This is a genomic window from Mesorhizobium sp. M1A.F.Ca.IN.022.06.1.1 (assembly GCF_003952605.1).
Classification (GTDB): domain Bacteria; phylum Pseudomonadota; class Alphaproteobacteria; order Rhizobiales; family Rhizobiaceae; genus Mesorhizobium.
In genome coordinates, this window is record NZ_CP034455.1 from 1,552,914 (window position 1) to 1,571,159 (window position 18,246).

Consider the following 18,246-nt stretch of genomic DNA (forward strand, 5'->3'; position numbering starts at 1 on the left):
CGACATGCTCTAACCCTCCGGATCCCAGCCTGATGGACGATGTGGTAATCGGGATCGACGCCTCGACAACCGCCGTGAAGGCGATTGCTTTCGCGCGCGACGGCTCGGAGCTTTTCCAGGCACGCGAGACCTATCCGCTTTCCAATCCGGCGCCCGGCCATTTCGAGCAGGACGCCGAGCATTGGTGGGCGGCGCTGCTGTCGGCGCAGCAACAAGTCGCCAAGGCGATCGATGCCTCACGCGTTAAAGCCATCGCAATCGCGCACCAGCGCGAGAGCTTCACGCTGATCGACAACGCCGGCAAGCCGCTCATTCCCGCCATATTGTGGCTCGACGAACGCGCCCGCCGCCAGGTGGCGCGGCTTTCGGAAGAACTCGGCCGCGAGGCGATCCGCGACTGGAGCGGCAAGCCGCCGGACCCGACGCCGGCGCTCTACGCTTTGGCCTGGCTGACGGAGCACCGGCCGCAGGCGCTGGCGGAAGCGGCCGCGGTGGTCGACGTGCACGCGTTCTTCGTCCACCGGCTCACCGGGCGACTGGTCACCAGCACGGCGAGCGCCGATCCGCTCGGCCTGCTGGACATCGCGCATGGCGTCTGGCACCCGAGGCTGGTCGAGGCGGCGGGACTGCGGCCGGAGCAACTGCCGGAGCTCGCAGCCCCTGGCGCGGTCAGCGGCACGTTGTCGGAAAGCATCGCGGCGGCGATCGGCCTGAAGGCCGGCACGCCGGTTATTGCGGGCGCCGGAGACGGCCAGGCGATGGGCCTCGGCATGGGAGTCTACGGGTCCGGCAAAAGCTATCTGTCGTTGGGCTCAGGCGTCGTCAGCGGAAATTATTCCGGCACGGTCACGACGTCGGATGCATTCCGCACGCTGGTTTCGCCGACCGGCTCCGGCTTCATGCTGGAGACGGTGCTGCGTTCCGGCATGCAGTTGGTCGACTGGATCGTGCGCACCACCGGCGCGCCTTCGGCCGCGGTGCTGGAGAAGGCTGCGAAGGATGTCGCGCCAGGCAGCGACGGATTGCTCGTCATGCCCTATTGGGCCGGCGTCATGAGCCCTTACTGGGACGGCTCGGCGCGCGGCGCCATCGTCGGCCTGTCGCTCGATCACGAGCCAAGGCATCTCTTCCGCGCGGTGCTGGAGGGCGTAGCGCTGGAGCAGGCGATCGCCACCGAGGCGATGGAGGAACAGACCGGCAAGGCCGACGCGATGATCGCGGCCGGCGGCGGCACCAATTGCGCACTGCTGATGGAAATCATGGCGAGCGTGCTCGAGCGCCCGCTCTTCGTCTCGCCGGTCAACGAAGCAGCGGCGCTGGGAGCCGCCATGCTCGCGGCCTCGGCAATCGGCTGGTTCGCGTCACCGGAAGAAGCGGCAAAGGCGATGGCGGCACGGCCGGCACGCCAGGTCGATCCTGTCGAGGCGCTTGTTCCGACCTACCGCGCACGCAAAGAAGTCTATCGTGATCTCTATCACGCGACACGCGATATCCACACGCGGCTCGGCGCGATTACCGGAACTACCGGCTAAGCAGCCCCTTGGCCGCGTCTTCGTCGGTGATCAGCACCGAGACCTTCGTATTCGCAAGTGCGGCGCGCATGACGGCGATCTTCTCCCGCCCGCCCGACACCAGGATGGTGGTCGGAATGTCGGAGAGATCCTGCAGCGGGTAGGCGCAGACGCGGCGGTTGACCTCATGGTCAACGATGCGGCCCTCGGCATCGATGAAGTGGCAGAGGATATCGCCGACCGCGCCCGCCGCCTGCAATTCCTCCAATTCGCTGGGCTTGATGAAACCGTAATTGGCGATCGGGCTGTCGTTGGAAAAGGAGCCGACGCTGAGCACGGCGATGTTGGCGCGCCGCGCCCTAAAGACCACATCCTGGACGCTGCGCTGGCTCATGAAGGCATCGCGCTGCTCCGGCCTGTCGGCATAGACGGGCACGGGCAGCAGATAGCATTCGGCGCCGATCTTCTCAGCGAATTCCCAGGCGCTCTCGGTCGGATTGAGCGGCTGCGCATGGGTGAGGCCGCCAAGCATCGAGACCACCGTGGTCCTGGCGATCGGCCGCCTGGGCAATTCGTTGATGGCGAATTTCAGCGTCCTGCCCCAACCCAGTGCGATAACGTCGCCCGCATTGACGTTGTCGGCGAGATAGGCGGCGGCGGCATGGCCGATCATCAGCGGCGCGTTGCTCCTGTCGGCAGCCGACGGCACGACCACCGCCTGGCTGAGGCCGAAGCGCTGCTTCAGGCGTTCCTCCAGCTGCACGCATTCGACGACGCTGTCGCGAATGCGGAACTGGACGACGCCCTCCTCGCGCGCGGCCGACAGAATCCGGTGCACCTTGATACGGCCGACGCCGAGGATCTCCGAGATCCGCTCCTGCGTCAGCCCTTCGACATAATAGTGCCAGGCGGCTCGGGCCTTGAGCTCGGCATCCGGAAAACGCGAGACCTTGTCGTTCTCGATCACCGCCATGCTTTATGCCTCCGTATGCGCTCGACTTCCCTATGGCAAACTGTCGGTTCACGCAAACTGCCGCCGAATGGCTGCGCGGCACTTGACAATTTTCTGATGAACGTTTTAGCTGAACAAAATTGCAGTTCAAAGATAAATTGTTCACAAGGGAGGATGCCTGGTGAACAAGAGCGGAAGGCAAGGCACGCCTGCCCGCTGACGGAGGAGACGAAGTGGCCGTGAGCAACGAGACGAGCGAGTTGAAGGCTGGCACCGGCGCCGCGCAGGCCGCTTCCGGTGCGAAGCTTTCGGCGCTGTTTGCCGGCACGATGGGACCGCTGATCGGGCTGGTGCTGCTGTGCCTGGCGCTGGCGCTGACCACCGACACCTTCCTTACGGTACGCAACATCCTCAACGTGCTCGACCAGGTGACCGTGCTCGGCATCATGGCGATCGGCATGACGCTGGTCATCCTGATCGGCGGCATCGACCTTTCCGTCGGCTCGGTGCTGGCGCTGGCCTCGATGGTGATGGGCTATGTCGCCTATCCCGACTATCTCAATCTCGGCGTCCCGGCGGGCATCGCCGCGGCGCTCGTCGTCGCCGCCCTCTGCGGCCTGGTGTCGGGCCTGCTGGTGACGGTGACGAAACTGCCGCCCTTCATCGCGACGCTTGCCATGATGTCGGTGGCGCGCGGCCTCGCCAACATGATCACCGACGGCTCGCAGATCGTCGGCTTTCCCGACTGGTTCACCAACCTCTCGATCGTGCGCCATTTCGGCTTCCTGTCGGTCACCGTCGGGCTGATGATCGTGCTGGCGATCGTCTTCGCGATCTTCCTCAATTACCGCGCCACCGGCCGCAGCCTCTACGCGATCGGCGGCAGCGCCGAGGTTGCCCGCCTCTCCGGCATTCCGGTGAAGTCGCTGACCAACTGGGTCTACGCAATCTGCGCACTGCTGGCGGGACTGGCCGGCATCGTGCTCGCGGCCCGGCTCGATTCCGTGCAGCCGAGTTCGGGCGTCGGCTACGAGCTCGACACTATCGCCGCGGTGGTGATCGGCGGCGCCAGCCTTTCCGGCGGCATCGGCTCGATCGGCGGCACGGCGATCGGCGTTCTCATCATCGGCGTGCTGCGCAACGGCCTCAACCTGCTCGGCGTGTCGCCCTTCATCCAGCAGGTGGTGATCGGCGTGGTGATCGCGCTGGCGGTTGCCACCGATACCTGGCGGCGGCGCCGCCAATAGGAATTCGCCCGGATGTCCGGGCGGAACGGATCGGTCGATCCGAGACTGGGACTGTCCGGCCGAGGGCGCCGCGATGCGCAGGCTGACAGATTGAACACCAACGGAGGAAAAACATGCTGACCAAACGTTCACTGCTGCTTGCGGCCGCGGCCATCGTCCCGCTGCTCGGCCTGTCCGATGCCGCCTCGGCCAAGGACGCCAAGAAGCTCGGCCTTGCCGTCGCCAATCTGCAGGCGGACTTCTTCAACCAGATCAAGCAGTCGGTCGAAGCCTATGCCAAGGAGAAGGGCATCGAGGTCATCACCGTCGACGCCAAGGGCGATTCGGCCACGCAGGTCAGCCAGGTGCAGGACCTCGTCACCCAGAACATCGACGCGCTGATCTATATCCCGGCCGGCGCCACCGCCGCGACCGTGCCGACCAAGACCGCGAAGGCCGCCGGCATCCCGGTGGTCAATGTCGACCGCAACGCCGACGGCGCGCCCGGCGACACCTTCATCGCCACTGACAGCGTCAACTCGGCCAAGGGCGTGTGCGACTACATCGCCAAGCAGGCCGGCGGCAAGGGCGAGATGGTGATCATCCATGGCCAGAAGGGCACGACGCCGGAAGTCGACCGCTCCAAGGGCTGCGGCGAGGCGCTCAAGGCCTACCCGGATATCAAGGTGGTCGGCGAGCTCTGGAGCGATCAGTGGCACCAGGACGAAGGCTTCAAGCTGGCGCAAGACCTGCTGCAGGCCCATCCGAATGTCTCGATCATCTTCGGCCAGGCCGACGCGCTGGCTCTGGGCGCCGCGCAGGCGGTCAAGGTCGCCAACCCCGACCACCAGGTGTGGATCGCCGGCTTCGACGGCGACGTTGCGGCGCTCAAGGCGCTGAAGGCCGGCGTGTTTGACGTCACCGCGACCCAGCAGACGCAGGGCATGGGCCGGCTAGCCGTCGATTCGGCCATCAAGATCGTGGCGGGCGAGAAGCTGCCGGCCGAGCAACTGCAGGACGCGACCCTGACCACCAAAGACAATGTCTCGCAATTCATCGAGAAGCATCCGTAAGGCGGCAACCGTTGAGAGAGCGCCACGATGTCCACTGAACCTCGCCATAGCGAAGGCCCGCATAACGGGCTCTTCGTCAACGGCCTCTGCAAGAGCTACGGACCGGTGCAGGTCCTGGCCGATGCGAGCTTCGAGGTGCGGCCGGGCGAGGTCGTGGCGCTGCTCGGCGAGAACGGTGCCGGGAAGTCGACGGTGTCCAACATCATCGCCGGTTCGACCAAGCCTGATGCCGGCACCATCATCTGGCGGGGGAAGCCCTATTCCCCCGCCAATCCCGCTGCGGCCATCGAGGCCGGCGTCGGCATGATCCATCAGGAATTGAAGCTGCTGCCGGACCTATCGGTGGCGGAGAATGTCTATGTCGGGCGGCTGCCGATGCGGGGCGGCCGCATCGACCGGGCAACCATGAACGCGAAGGCCTCGGCGCAATTGAAGCGCCTCGGCCTCGACGTCTCGCCGGAGCGCAAGGTGCGCACGCTGCGCGTCGCGGCACAGCAGCAGGTGGAGATCGCCAAGGCGCTGACGCTGAATGCCGAGCTTCTGATCCTCGACGAACCGACCGCCGCGCTCGGCGGCGAGGAGACGGAGCTGCTGTTCAAGCAAATCCGCAAGCTCAAGGCCGAAGGCATGTCCTTCATTTATATCAGCCACCGGCTGGACGAGATCGCTCAGATCGCCGACCGCGTGGTGGTGATGCGCGACGGCCGCATCGTCGCCCGGCACGAGCGCGCCGACATCCCCGTGCGCACGGTCGTCGAGCAGATGGTCGGACGCAGCGTCGAACGCATGTTCCCGAAGCTGTCGGCGCCGGGCACCGAGACAGTGCTCGAAGTCGAGAACCTGTCCTCGCCGGAGCGTAGCTTCAACAATGTTTCGTTCGCGGTGAAATCGGGCGAAATCCTGGGCATCGCCGGGCTGATCGGCGCCGGCCGCACCGAACTGGTCAGGGCGATCGCCGGCGCCGATCCAATCTCGTCCGGCGCGGTGCGGGTGGCGGGCCAGCCTGTTCATCTCAGCGGCCCCGCGGCGGCGATCAGGGCCGGCGTCGTGCTGGTGCCGGAGGACCGCAAGGAACAGGGCGTCGTATTGGAGCAGACGATCGGCGAGAACCTCGCCATCGGCAATTTCGATCATGTCGCACCGAAGGGCTGGGTGTTTCCCAAAGCGGTTCAGAGGTTCGCCGAGGCCGGCATATCGAGGCTCGGCGTCAAGGGTCGGCCGAACCAGGCGGTCTCAAAACTTTCCGGCGGCAACCAGCAGAAGGTGATCATCGCCAAATGGGTGTCGCGGCCGCCCAAGGTGTTCATCCTCGATGAGCCGACGCGCGGCATCGACGTTGGCGCCCGCGCGGCGATCTACGATGTCATCGCCGACCTTGCCCGCTCGGGCATGGCCGTGGTGGTGGTGAGCTCGGATCTCGAGGAGGTGCTGGGGCTTTCGCACCGGGTTCTGGTGCTGAGCCGCGGCCGCCAGCGCGGCATCCTCGATCGCGACGAAGCAAGCAATGTCGCCGTGATGGAACTCGCCACGAGCTGAGGGCACGGCAGATGGGAATAAAGCGCAGCAGGTGATAGCCTCCCAAGCACCGGACCGCGCGGGGCGCCAGCAGGGCTGGCGCCCCTTCTTTCAGGGAGAGGGAGAAAGATGAAACTGTTCGATATTGATGGCGACGTGGCGCTGGTGACGGGCGCCGGCAGCGGCATCGGTCAAGCGATCTCCATCGGTCTGGCGGAAGCCGGCGCCGATGTCGCCTGTTTCGGCCACAGCTCGAAGGGCGGGCTGGAAGACACGGCCGACAAGATCAGGGCGCTCGGCCGCAAGGCGCTGGTGCTGACCGGAACTGTCACATCGCAGAGCGATCTCGCGGCAACGGTCGAACGCGTCGAAAAGGAACTCGGCGCGCTGACGATCGCGGTCAACAATGCCGGCGTCGCCGGTGCCGAACCCGCCGAGACGCTGCCGATGGAGAAGTGGCAGAAGCTCTACGACGTCAATGTCAGCGGCGTGTTCCTGTCCTGCCAGGCCGAGGCGCGCGTCATGCTGCCCCGCCGCAAAGGCTCTATCATCAACATCGCCTCGATGTCCGGCTCGATCGTCAACCGCGGCCTGACGCAGGCGCACTATAATTCGTCCAAGGCGGCGGTGATCCACATGTCGAAGAGCCTCGCCATGGAGTGGGCCGATCGCGGCCTGCGCGTCAATGTGGTGAGCCCCGGCTACACGCTGACGCCGATGAACATGCGGCCGGAGGTCGCCGAGCAGGTCAAGATCTTCGAGCGCGACACGCCGATGGGCCGCATGGCGAGGCCTGAGGAAATGGTCGGGCCGACCGTGTTCCTGGCGAGCCGGGCCGCGAGCTTCGTCACCGGCATCGACCTCATCGTCGATGGCGGCTTCGTCTGCTGGTAGGAGAAAGAAAAAGTGCAGAAGCGTTTCGAAGGAAAGACGGCAATCGTCACAGGCGCCAGCGGCGGCATCGGTGCGGCCATGGCGAGGCGTTTCGCGGCGGAAGGTGCGGCGGTCGTGATCAGCGCCATTGATCCGCGCGTCGACGAGGTCGCCGCCGGCCTGAAGGCTGCGGGCGCGAAGGTCGCCTCGATGCGCATGGACGTGACGAAGAAGGACGAGGTCGAAGCGCTTTACGATCTCGCGGAGAATGAATTCGGTCGGGTCGACATTTCGGTGCAGAACGCCGGCGTCATCACCATCGCCAAAATCGAGGCGATGACGGAATCCGAGTGGGACAAGGTGATGGCGGTGAACACGAAAGGCGTGTTCCTGTGCTGCCAGGAAGCGATCGCGCGCATGCGCAAGCACGGCCAAGGCGGCCGGCTGATCAATACCGCGTCCGGCCAGGCGCGGCAGGGTTTCATCTACACGCCGCATTACGCCGCGTCGAAGTTCGGGGTTGTCGGCATCACGCAGAGCCTGGCCAAGGAAGTGGCCAAGGAAAAGATCACCGTCAACGCCATCTGCCCCGGCATCATCGATACCGACATGTGGGCCTATAACGACACCGCATGGGGCAAGCTGCTCGGCGACTACAAGCCGGGCGAGCTGATGGCGGAATGGGTGAAGAACATCCCGATGGGCCGCGCCGGCAGCGGCGAAGACGTCTCAGGCCTCGTCAGCTTTCTCGCCAGCGATGACGCGGCCTACATCACTGGACAGACCATCAATGTCGACGGCGGCCTGATCATGTCGTGAGAAGGCCTGCGATGCGTTGAGTGACCGCGGCGCCAGCCTCACTGCGACCCAGGCAGCCGGGTCGCGACAGCCGATTTCATCGCAGGTTCTGCGACATAAGACGGCTTGCCGCCGTGATTGCGCTCCTGTATCGCCACCGAATATGTTCACCTCGAGTGAAATAAATCGGCGGAAAGTTGAGGGCGCCATGGCAAAGAAGACGACCGACACCAAGCCTTCCAGCGCTAGCGCCCAAGCCAAGCCGTTGCCGAAGAGCGTCTCGGCGGACGGGCGAACCGTGCGAACCATCCGCGCGCCGCTGACGCAGAATCCGCACGCCGTCCGCGACACGCGCGAGAAAGTGCTGGAGGTGGCGATCGGCCATGAGGTGCGCGCCTTCCGCAAGAAGCTGGGCATCACCGTCGCCGATCTCGCGGCCGCCACCGACATTTCGTTGGGCATGCTGTCGAAGATCGAGAACGGCATCACCTCGCCGTCGCTAACCACGCTGCAGGCGCTGTCGCGGGCGCTCGGCGTGCCGGTCACCGCCTTCTTCCGCCGCTTCGAGGAAGAGCGCGCCGCCGTCTTCGTCAAGGCCGGCGAAGGCGTCGACGTCGAGCGGCGCGGCACACGCGCCGGCCACCAGTACAATCTGCTCGGCCATATCGGCGCCAACACCAGCGGCGTGGTGGTGGAGCCCTATCTGATCACGCTGACCGAGGACTCCGACGTGTTCCCGACCTTCCAGCATGCGGGTATGGAGTTCCTCTATATGCTCGAGGGCGAGGTCGTATACCGGCACGGCAGCAATCTCTATCCGATGAAGCCGGGCGACAGCCTGTTCTTCGACGCCGATGCGCCGCATGGGCCGGAAGAACTGACACAGCTGCCGATGCGCTATCTCTCCATCATCTGCTATCCGCAGAACAGCACGACCTGACCAACCCGAACCCGGACATCGTTCGGTGACGCATTCGTCGAAGGTCCGACCTCGCGAAGCATTTCCGTGGCATTTCCACCAGCTCGTGCCGGCGTTGTGCCGTCCGCGGTAATTTTCCTGCAGGCAAATAGTTTTATCCACAGGCAATCCTGCGGCGGACCCCCAAACCGTTTACCGAACGGAAAACTGGCTTGACAACTTCGCGGTTCGGGCAGAACTTATGAAAAAAATTTCACTCTGTTGAAAGAGTGGACGCCCGGTCGATTGCGGGGCCGGACGTCGAGAAAAGGGGAAAAACCGATGTCCGACCTTAAGCAGCGCATCGAAGCGCTGTACCGTTCCGACGTGCGCGGATCCGTGCTCCTGATCGTCTGCCTTTGGGCGACGATCCTCTTCGTCCTCTTGATGACCTGGGCCTACATCCCCGACAGCGGGATCAAGCTCGTGGTGGTGATCGCCGCGGCCGCGGTGCTGATCTTCAACACCGCCGCCATCCTGGCGATGCTCAACCACTACAAGGAAGACAAGGATTTCATCTACGGCCTCGACATCAAGAACGCCGATGCGTTCCGCAACCGCCAGTCCTGAAGGGAAAAAGCATGTCCCGCTACATTCCGCCGGAGCAGAGCAAGGCCGGTCAGGTCTTCGACATCGCCGTCGTCGTCGTCGCCATTTTCGTGGCGCTTTGGTTGCCGCTGAAACTCGGCCTCGCGGGTGCTGCGAAATCGATCGACGTGCTCGACGCCAAGACCTGGGAAGCGCTCGGCCAGAACGCGACCATGGCCTCGATCTGGGAAAAGCTCGGCTACACGCCGGAGACCGCCCACGACATCATCCAGAACCGCTTCCACTACATCATCGACTGGCCGACGCTGATCATCATGGCGGTGGTGCTGATCGCCTATTTCGTCTTCCTGTTCCGCGCCTCCGATCGCGAATATCGCGAGGTGATCAACGAGAAGTTCGACGGCAAGTAACCCGGGAACACGATCATGTGGATGACAGTCTCTTACGCATGTTGGGGCATCTCGATCCTGCTCGCGCTGTGGATGCTCTACGACTGGTTCAAGGTCGACACGACCTATTCCGAGGAGACGCTGACCTCCTCGCGCGAAGGCGAGCTTGAAGCCGTCTCCGAAAAGCACCGGATCTGAGTGGAGCCTCACCAATGACAGTCGCGGTTGAAACGAGAGAAACGGTGGTCCACGGCGACCGGGTCTCGCTGCTACGCGTGCTCGGCCCCGCCCATGTCTGGGCGCTCGGCGTCGGCATCGTGCTGGTCGGCGAGTTCACCGGCTGGAATTTTGCCGCCGACAAGGGCGGCGCGCTCGCCGCGCTGATCGTCTGCTGGATCGTCGGACTGCTCTACACCTCGGTCGCCATGATCGATTCGGAAGTGACGTCGACGGTCGCCGCCGCCGGCGGCCAGTACGCGCAGGCCAAGCACATCGTCGGGCCACTGATGGCTTTCAACGTCGCGCTGTTCCTGGTCTTTGCCTACACGATGCTCGAAGTCTCGGATGCGATCCTGCTCGGCGACACCATCGTTGCCAAAGCAGGTGTCGAGGGATTGACCCACAATTCCTTCATCGCCGCCACCATCGTCGTGCTGGCATGGCTCAACTATCGCGGCGTGCTGATGACGCTCAACGTCAACTTCGTCATCACGGCGATCGCCTATATCTCGATCGTCATCCTGTTCTTTTCGGTCAGTCCATGGACGCAAGGGGCGGTGCTGAAGCTCAACGAACTGGTCACTCCCGGCAACGCGCTGCCCTATGGCTGGATCGGCGTGATCGCCGCCTTCCAGTTCGGAATCTGGTACTATCTCGGCATCGAGGGCACCACGCAAGCGGCCGAGGAAGTGCGCTCGCCGGCGCGTTCCCTGCCCTATGGCACGATGGCCGGCATGATCACGCTTCTGATCGCCGCCGCCATGACCTGGTATGTCTGCGCCTCGCTGATGCCGTGGGAATATCTCGGCATCACCTATTATCCGCTCTGGGACGCCGGCAAGCTGACCGGCAGCCCGCTGCTCGAGAACCTGCTCTTCATCGCGACGCTGCTTGCAGCCCTTGCCTCGGCCAATGGCTGCATCAATGACGCCGCCCGCGCCTGGTTCTCGCTCGGCCGCGACCGCTACCTGCCGAGCTGGTTCTCGGCGGTGCATCCGAAGTATCGCACGCCCTATCGGTCGATCCTGTTCCTGCTGCCGATCGCGCTGGCCTTCGCCTTCATCGCCGATCTCAACCAGGCGATCACCTTCTCGATCCTGTCGGGCGTGCTGCAATACACCTTCATGAGCATCAACATCATGATGTTCCGCAAGAAGTGGCCGCTCGGCTCGATCCGCCGTGGCTACACGCATCCCTTCCATCCGCTGCCGGCGATCGTGCTGTTCTGCCTGTGCGTGGTGACCTTCTTCGCCATCTTCCTCGGCTTCGGCTCGCAGCTGATCGCGATGATCGCCTTCTACTTCCTGATCTCGCTGTGGTTCCACTTCTACCGCTACAAGTTCGTGCGCCGCGGCGACCAGTTCACCATGCCCTGGCCGAAGCCGCAGGGCTATTGAACGGAAAAAGACCCGCCGCTTGGCGGCGGGTCTTGGCGTATCGAGATGTCTGAGTTGACGTCAGTCTTGTTTGCCGGGGCGATCGTATTTGCGGTCGTCCTTCACCTTGCCTGGCTTGCGCGCTCCAGCCGCAACAGGGCCAGGGCGGCGCTCGCCACCGACGAGGCCGCCGTTCGCGCCGTCATTCGCGACGCGATCGACGTCTCCGACGGCACGGCCGGCGTCGCTACCTGGGCGGGTTCGCACAAGGGCGAGCGAGCGCAGGTGCGTACCATCGTTGACACGCTCGCGACCAGAAAGCTTCCCGCGCGCTGGCTCAGCGTGTCGATCACCGAGCCGGTGGCGGTGCCGGGCGTTTTCGACATGATGATGCGGCCGGGATCGCCGACGAGCTTCTCCAATTTCGACCATCTCGAACACACGCTGCCGAAGACGGCGGCGTTCCCCGACGAGGCGGTGCTGCGGACAGACCGCAAAGGCATCGTCTTCCCGCAGGAGGTGATCGCCGCGCATGCCGGGATATTCGGCGAAAGCCGCGCCAAGGAATTGCTGATCACGCCGAAGGGCGTGCGCATCGTGTGGCTGCTGGCCCAGGCCGATCGGGCGCGCTACGGTGTGTTCCGGCAAGCCGCTTTCGGCGACGCGAGGCTCGATCCGACATTGATCGAAAAACTGCTCGAAGCCGCATCCTCGATTCGCGACGCGATCAACCAGTGCGAAAGGCAGGCCGCATGAGCAACGCCACCGAACCCGCCGCCCGGCCTTCGAACCCTTATTTTGTCCTGGCCTCCGCGATCGTCCTGCCGGGCAGCGGACATGTCATGCTCGGCTTGCCGGCGCGGGGCCTGCAGTTCCTGTTCTTCATGGTGATCCTCGGCTGGGTCACAACCAAGGTGGCGCCGGCGGATGCCAGCTTCATCGGTCGCCATGCCGGCGGGTTCCTGATCTATGCGCTGTCGATCCTCGATGCCTACACGATAGCGCGCGTTCGCCACGCGATATGGGCCCACGGCCATCCCGACGGCGACAACGCTACAGGCGGCGCGAGAACGGAAATATAATCAGAGGAAAATTTCTTTCATGCCATTGAATTCGCGGATTTCATTCGGTACACCATTTGGAAGCCACAAACGTCGGAGGCTGACATGTGCGGAATCGTCGGACTTTTCCTCAAGGACAAGACGCTGGAGCCGAAGCTCGGCGCGATGCTGTCGGAGATGCTTATCTCGCTCAGCGACCGCGGTCCGGACAGCGCCGGCATCGCCATCTATGGCGCGGCGACCGGCAACGAGGCTAAGATCACCGTGCAGTCGCCGAAGCCCGAGCGCGATTTCCGCGGCCTCGACGTCGAGCTCGCCAAGGCGGTCGGCGCGCCGGTGAGCGTCGCGGTGAAGTCGACGCATGCGGTTATCCGCACCACGCCCGACAAGGTCGACGCCGCGCGTGAGGCGCTGCAGTCGCTTCGGCCCGATATCCGCATCATGGGCGCCGGCGAAGCAGTCGAGATCTACAAGGAAGTCGGCCTGCCGGAAGCCGTCGTCGATCGCTTCGACGTGCGCTCGATGACCGGCACGCATGGCATCGGCCACACCCGCATGGCGACGGAGTCGGCGGTCACTACGATGGGCGCGCATCCCTTCTCGACCGGCGCCGACCAGTGCCTGGTGCACAACGGTTCGCTCTCCAACCACAACAATGTCCGCCGCGAGCTGGTGCGTGAAGGCATGACCTTCGAGACGGAGAATGATACGGAAGTGGCGGCCGCCTATCTCTCCAACAGGATGGCGCATGGCAAGAATCTCGGCGAAGCGCTCGAAGGCACGCTCTCCGACCTCGACGGCTTTTTCACCTTCGTCGTCGGGACCAAGAACGGCTTCGGCGTTGTGCGCGATCCGATCGCCTGCAAGCCGGCCGTGATGGCCGAGACCGACCAGTATGTCGCGTTTGGCTCGGAATATCGCGCGCTCACAAAATTGCCCGGCATAGACAATGCGAGGGTCTGGGAGCCGGAGCCCGCAACGGTCTATTTCTGGGAGCATTGAGTTCATGCCTGCAACACCCATGCCGAAGGCGCAGCGCGAGCAAGGCCATGCGAGGGTCTTCGACCTCGCAGAACAGTCGCTGCGCGAGCTGAACCAGGCGCTTCATCAGCTGACCCCCGGCTCGAACGAGACCGCTTGGGAAGTGCTCAACCCGAAAGGCAGCCATTCGGTCGCCGTCGGCGTCGACCAGCCGATCAGCATCGATGTGCGCGGCAGCGTCGGCTATTACTGCGCCGGCATGAATGATGGTGCCGCGATCACCGTGCATGGCTCGGCCGGCCCCGGCGTCGGCGAGAACATGATGTCCGGCTCGATCGTGGTCAAAGGCGATGCCAGCCAGTATGCCGGCGCCACCGGCCGCGGCGGCCTCTTGGTCATCGAGGGCAATGCTTCCTCGCGCTGCGGCATCTCGATGAAGGGCATCGATATCGTCGTGCACGGCAATATCGGCCACATGTCGGCCTTCATGGCGCAGTCCGGTAATCTGGTGGTGCTGGGCGATGCCGGCGACGCCCTGGGCGATTCCATCTATGAGGCGCGGCTCTTCGTGCGCGGCAAGGTCGAAAGCCTGGGTGCCGACTGCATCGCCAAGGAGATGCGGCCCGAGCATATCGAACTGCTGCAGGGCCTGCTCGACAAGGCCGGCGTCACCGACGTCGAAGCTTCGGAGTTCAAGCGCTACGGCTCGGCCCGGAAGCTCTACAATTTCAATATCGACAACGCCGACGCGTATTGAGGCAAGATGACCTACCGCAACCCGCCGACGACGCCACGCAAGTCCGCGACCTTCGACGACTACACGCTTTCCGAAATACGCCGCGCGGCCGCGACCGGCATCTATGACATCCGCGGGGCCGGCGCCAAGCGCAAGCTGCCGCATTTCGACGACCTCCTGTTCCTCGGCGCCTCGATCTCGCGCTATCCGCTTGAAGGCTATAGGGAGCGCTGCGACACCAGCGTGGTGCTGGGCTCGCGCCACGCCAAAAAGCCGATCGAGCTGAAGATCCCGATCACCATCGCCGGCATGAGCTTCGGCTCGCTCTCCGGTCCGGCCAAGGAAGCGCTCGGCCGAGGCGCGACGCTTTCCGGCACCTCGACCACTACCGGCGACGGCGGCATGACCGAGGAAGAGCGCGGCCATTCGAAGACGCTGGTCTACCAATACCTGCCGTCGCGCTACGGCATGAACCCGCGTGACCTGCGCCGTGCCGACGCGATCGAAGTTGTCGTCGGACAGGGCGCCAAGCCCGGCGGCGGCGGCATGCTGCTGGGACAGAAGATCTCCGACCGCGTCGCCGAGATGCGCACGCTGCCCAAGGGCATCGACCAGCGCTCGGCCTCGCGCCATCCCGACTGGACCGGCCCGGACGATCTCGAGATCAAGATCCTGGAGCTGCGCGAGATCACCGACTGGGAGAAGCCGATCTACGTCAAGGTCGGGGGCGCCCGTCCTTATTACGACACCGCGCTTGCGGTGAAGGCCGGCGCCGACGTCGTCGTGGTCGACGGCATGCAGGGCGGCACCGCCGCGACCCAGGAAGTATTCATCGAGAACGTCGGTCAGCCGACGCTCGCCTGCATCAGGCCGGCGGTGCAGGCGCTGCAGGACCTCGGCATGCACCGCAAGGTGCAGCTGATCGTCTCCGGCGGCATCCGCAACGGCGCCGATGTCGCCAAGGCGCTGGCGCTCGGCGTCGACGCGGTGTCGATCGGCACCGCCGCACTCGTGGCGCTTGGCGACAACGACCCGCGCTGGGAGACGGATTACAACGCGCTCGGCACCACGGCCGGCGCCTATGACGACTGGCACGAAGGCAAGGACCCGGCCGGCATCACCACGCAGGATCCCGAGTTGATGAAGCGCGTCGATCCGATCGCCGCCGGTCGGCGGCTCGCCAACTACTTGAAGGTGATGACGCTCGAGGCTCAAACCATTGCCCGCGCCTGCGGCAAGAACAGCCTGCACAATCTCGAGCCCGAGGACCTGGTCGCGCTCAGCATCGAAGCAGCCGCCATGGCCGGCGTGCCGCTTGCCGGCACCAACTGGATACCGGGGAAGAACGGCTTCTAGGACACTTCATCCAGGATCACATAAGCGAGGAAACTATAATGGGGAACGATCTCGCCGCATTCGCCAAGGAGAACGGCGTCAAATACTTCATGATCTCCTACACCGACCTGTTCGGCGGGCAGCGTGCCAAGCTGGTGCCGGCGCAGGCGATCGCCGACATGCAGAAGGACGGCGCCGGATTTGCCGGCTTCGCCACGTGGCTCGATCTCACGCCGGCGCACCCCGACATGCTGGCGGTGCCGGATCCGGATTCGGTGATCCAGCTGCCGTGGAAGCCGGAGGTAGCCTGGGTGGCGGCCACGTGCGTGATGGACGACAAGCTCGTCGACCAGGCGCCGCGCAACACGTTGAAGCGGCTGATCGAAGAGGCCGCCCGCGACGGCATGCATGTCAAGACCGGCATCGAGGCCGAGTTCTTCCTGATCTCGCCGGACGGCAGCGCTATCTCCGACCAGTACGACACGGCGTCGAAACCCTGCTACGACCAGCAAGCGGTGATGCGTCGCTACGACGTGATCGCCGAGATCTGCGACCATATGCTGGCGCTGGGCTGGGGTCCGTACCAGAACGACCATGAGGACGCCAACGGCCAGTTCGAAATGAACTGGACCTTCGATCACGCGCTGGCGACCGCCGACAAGCACTCTTTCTTCAAGTTTATGGTCAAGTCAGTTGCGGAAAACCACGGGCTGCGCGCGACTTTCATGCCCAAGCCCTTCCAGGGCCTGACCGGCAATGGCTGCCATGCGCACATCTCGGTGTGGGACGAGACCGGCAAGACCAATGTCTTCGCCGACAATTCGGAGGAGCTCGGCCTGTCCGCCAAGGGCAGGAACTTCCTCGGCGGCATCATGAAGCATGCTTCGGCACTTGCCGCGATCACCAACCCGACGGTCAATTCCTACAAGCGCATCAACGCGCCGCGCACCATTTCGGGCGCCACCTGGGCGCCGAACACCGTGACCTGGACCGGTAACAACCGTACCCACATGGTGCGCGTGCCGGGACCGGGCCGCTTCGAGCTGCGTCTGCCGGACGGCGCCGCCAATCCCTATTTGCTGCAGGCAGTGATCATCGCTGCTGGCCTCGACGGCATCCGCTCGAAGGCCGATCCCGGCAAGCGCTACGACATCGACATGTACCAGTTCGGTCATACCGTGACGGATGCGCCGAAACTGCCGCTCAACCTGCTCGATGCGCTGCGTGAGTTCGACAAGGACAAATCGCTGAAGGCGGCGCTGGGTGAGGAATTTTCGTCGGCATATCTAAAGCTGAAGCAACAGGAATGGAATTCCTATGCTTCGCACTTCACGCAGTGGGAGCGCGACCACACGCTGGACATCTAAAGCCCGTCGGCCGTGCAATCCGATGCGATAGAGAAGAGTCGGCGTGGGCGAGCGGCCTCGGAATGATTTCATGAAATACTCGATCTTCTCGCTCGCCCGTGCCGCCCTCTCCGGCCACAAGACCTGGAAGCCGACCTGGCGGGATGCGGCTCCGAAGGATCGCTACGACGTGGTGATCATCGGCGGCGGCGGGCACGGGTTGGCGACGGCCTGGTTCCTCGCCAGCGAGTTTGGCATCCGCAACGTCGCCGTGCTGGAGAAGGGCTGGATCGGCTCCGGTAATGCCGGCCGCAACACCACCATCATCCGCTCCAATTACGGCCTGCCCGGCAACACCGGCTTCTACGAACTGTCGATGAAGCTGTGGGAGCGGATGGAGCAGGATTTGAACTACAACGCGATGGTCAGCCAGCGCGGCGTCATCAACCTCTACCATTCCGACGCGCAGCGCGACGCCTTTGCCCGACGCGGCAACACCATGCGCCTCAACGGCATCGATGCCGAGCTGCTCGACCAGGCGGCGCTCAGGAAAATGATGCCGTTCCTGAACTTCGACAATGCGCGCTTCCCGGTGCAGGGCGGGCTGTTGCAGCGGCGCGGCGGCACGGCGCGTCACGATGCCGTGGTCTGGGGCTACGCGCACGCGGCGAGCGAGCTCGGCGTCGACATCATCCAGAACTGCGAAGTCACCGGCTTCATGCGCGACACCAACGGCAAGGTCTCCGGCGTCGAGACCTCGCGCGGCCGGATCGGCGCCGGCAAGGTCGGCATGGCGGTCGCGGGCAGTTCCTCACGCGTCGCGGCGATGGCCGGACTGCGCCTGCCGATCGAGAGCCATGTACTGCAGGCCTTCGTCTCCGAAGCGATCAAGCCGCTCCTGCCCAACGTCATGACCTTCGGCGCCGGGCATTTCTATGTCAGCCAGTCGGACAAGGGCGGACTGGTGTTCGGCGGCGACATCGACGGCTACAACTCCTATGCCCAGCGCGGCAATCTGCCTGTCGTGGAGGATGTTTGCGAAGGCGGCATGGCGCTGATCCCGATGATCGGCCGCGTGCGGCTTCTGCGCCAGTGGGGCGGCATCATGGACATGTCGATGGACGGCTCGCCGATCATCGACAAGAGCCCGGTCGACGGCCTCTATCTCAATGCCGGCTGGTGCTATGGCGGCTTCAAGGCGACGCCTGGCTCCGGCTTCGTCTTTGCTCATCTCATCGCCCGCGATCAATCGCACAAGGAAGCCGCCCGCTTCCGCCTCGACCGGTTCCAGCGCGGCGCCATGATTGACGAGAAGGGCCAGGGCGCCCAACCGAACCTCCATTGAAGA

Annotated in this window: 19 protein-coding genes; 18 read left to right on the forward strand and 1 reads right to left on the reverse strand. The window is 64.4% G+C overall.

The window, feature by feature from the left end:
* Window positions 1–32 precede the first annotated feature (32 nt).
* Window positions 33–1,532: an FGGY family carbohydrate kinase gene (locus EJ078_RS07700; RefSeq protein ID WP_127216433.1), complete on the forward strand. Its 1,500-nt coding sequence runs from the start codon at window positions 33–35 to the stop codon at window positions 1,530–1,532.
* Here EJ078_RS07700 and EJ078_RS07705 read toward each other — a convergent pair.
* Window positions 1,522–2,484: a sugar-binding transcriptional regulator gene (locus EJ078_RS07705; protein WP_095800946.1), complete on the reverse strand. Its 963-nt coding sequence runs from the start codon at window positions 2,482–2,484 to the stop codon at window positions 1,522–1,524. The two genes, EJ078_RS07700 and EJ078_RS07705, sit on opposite strands and share 11 nt — an antisense overlap.
* A gap of 212 nt (window positions 2,485–2,696) precedes the next feature.
* Here EJ078_RS07705 and EJ078_RS07710 point away from each other — a divergent pair, with 212 nt between their 5' ends.
* The 17 genes from EJ078_RS07710 (at window position 2,697) to EJ078_RS07790 (ending at window position 18,243) form a co-directional block, all read left to right on the forward strand.
* Window positions 2,697–3,710 (forward strand): ABC transporter permease, encoded by a 1,014-nt coding sequence (locus tag EJ078_RS07710; RefSeq protein ID WP_082953999.1) that lies wholly within the window; start codon window positions 2,697–2,699, stop codon window positions 3,708–3,710.
* A gap of 113 nt (window positions 3,711–3,823) precedes the next feature.
* Window positions 3,824–4,762 carry a sugar ABC transporter substrate-binding protein gene (locus tag EJ078_RS07715; protein ID WP_127214940.1) on the forward strand — a complete coding sequence of 313 codons (939 nt, stop codon included), beginning with the start codon at window positions 3,824–3,826 and terminating at the stop codon, window positions 4,760–4,762.
* A gap of 27 nt (window positions 4,763–4,789) precedes the next feature.
* Window positions 4,790–6,298: a sugar ABC transporter ATP-binding protein gene (locus tag EJ078_RS07720; protein ID WP_095776247.1), complete on the forward strand. Its 1,509-nt coding sequence runs from the start codon at window positions 4,790–4,792 to the stop codon at window positions 6,296–6,298.
* Between the two features lie 108 nt (window positions 6,299–6,406).
* Window positions 6,407–7,171, forward strand: a complete 765-nt coding sequence (locus tag EJ078_RS07725; protein WP_127214939.1) for an SDR family oxidoreductase — start codon at window positions 6,407–6,409, stop codon at window positions 7,169–7,171.
* Window positions 7,172–7,183: 12 nt separating this feature from the next.
* Entirely contained in the window at window positions 7,184–7,969 is a 786-nt protein-coding gene (locus EJ078_RS07730; protein ID WP_067327767.1) for a glucose 1-dehydrogenase, read from the forward strand.
* Window positions 7,970–8,156: 187 nt separating this feature from the next.
* Entirely contained in the window at window positions 8,157–8,888 is a 732-nt protein-coding gene (locus tag EJ078_RS07735; protein ID WP_067327766.1) for a helix-turn-helix domain-containing protein, read from the forward strand.
* Between the two features lie 300 nt (window positions 8,889–9,188).
* Window positions 9,189–9,476: a hypothetical protein gene (locus tag EJ078_RS07740; RefSeq protein WP_066988933.1), complete on the forward strand. Its 288-nt coding sequence runs from the start codon at window positions 9,189–9,191 to the stop codon at window positions 9,474–9,476.
* A gap of 11 nt (window positions 9,477–9,487) precedes the next feature.
* Window positions 9,488–9,865, forward strand: a complete 378-nt coding sequence (locus tag EJ078_RS07745; RefSeq protein WP_067327765.1) for a hypothetical protein — start codon at window positions 9,488–9,490, stop codon at window positions 9,863–9,865.
* Window positions 9,866–9,880: 15 nt separating this feature from the next.
* Window positions 9,881–10,042: a hypothetical protein gene (locus tag EJ078_RS07750; protein ID WP_082953998.1), complete on the forward strand. Its 162-nt coding sequence runs from the start codon at window positions 9,881–9,883 to the stop codon at window positions 10,040–10,042.
* 14 nt (window positions 10,043–10,056) lie between these two features.
* Window positions 10,057–11,460 carry an amino acid permease gene (locus EJ078_RS07755; RefSeq protein WP_067327764.1) on the forward strand — a complete coding sequence of 468 codons (1,404 nt, stop codon included), beginning with the start codon at window positions 10,057–10,059 and terminating at the stop codon, window positions 11,458–11,460.
* 45 nt (window positions 11,461–11,505) lie between these two features.
* Window positions 11,506–12,195: a hypothetical protein gene (locus EJ078_RS07760; protein ID WP_127214938.1), complete on the forward strand. Its 690-nt coding sequence runs from the start codon at window positions 11,506–11,508 to the stop codon at window positions 12,193–12,195.
* Window positions 12,192–12,521 carry a hypothetical protein gene (locus EJ078_RS07765; RefSeq protein WP_127214936.1) on the forward strand — a complete coding sequence of 110 codons (330 nt, stop codon included), beginning with the start codon at window positions 12,192–12,194 and terminating at the stop codon, window positions 12,519–12,521. Before EJ078_RS07760 ends, EJ078_RS07765 begins: the two co-directional genes overlap by 4 nt.
* A gap of 84 nt (window positions 12,522–12,605) precedes the next feature.
* Window positions 12,606–13,502: a glutamine amidotransferase family protein gene (locus tag EJ078_RS07770; RefSeq protein ID WP_067327761.1), complete on the forward strand. Its 897-nt coding sequence runs from the start codon at window positions 12,606–12,608 to the stop codon at window positions 13,500–13,502.
* A 4-nt stretch (window positions 13,503–13,506) separates the two neighbouring features.
* Entirely contained in the window at window positions 13,507–14,238 is a 732-nt protein-coding gene (locus EJ078_RS07775; protein ID WP_067327760.1) for a GXGXG domain-containing protein, read from the forward strand.
* Between the two features lie 6 nt (window positions 14,239–14,244).
* Window positions 14,245–15,573, forward strand: a complete 1,329-nt coding sequence (locus tag EJ078_RS07780) for an FMN-binding glutamate synthase family protein (RefSeq protein WP_066988947.1) — start codon at window positions 14,245–14,247, stop codon at window positions 15,571–15,573.
* A 38-nt stretch (window positions 15,574–15,611) separates the two neighbouring features.
* Entirely contained in the window at window positions 15,612–16,919 is a 1,308-nt protein-coding gene (glnT, locus tag EJ078_RS07785) for a type III glutamate--ammonia ligase (RefSeq protein WP_067327758.1), read from the forward strand.
* A gap of 70 nt (window positions 16,920–16,989) precedes the next feature.
* Window positions 16,990–18,243 carry a sarcosine oxidase subunit beta family protein gene (locus tag EJ078_RS07790; protein ID WP_127214932.1) on the forward strand — a complete coding sequence of 418 codons (1,254 nt, stop codon included), beginning with the start codon at window positions 16,990–16,992 and terminating at the stop codon, window positions 18,241–18,243.
* Window positions 18,244–18,246 lie beyond the last annotated feature (3 nt).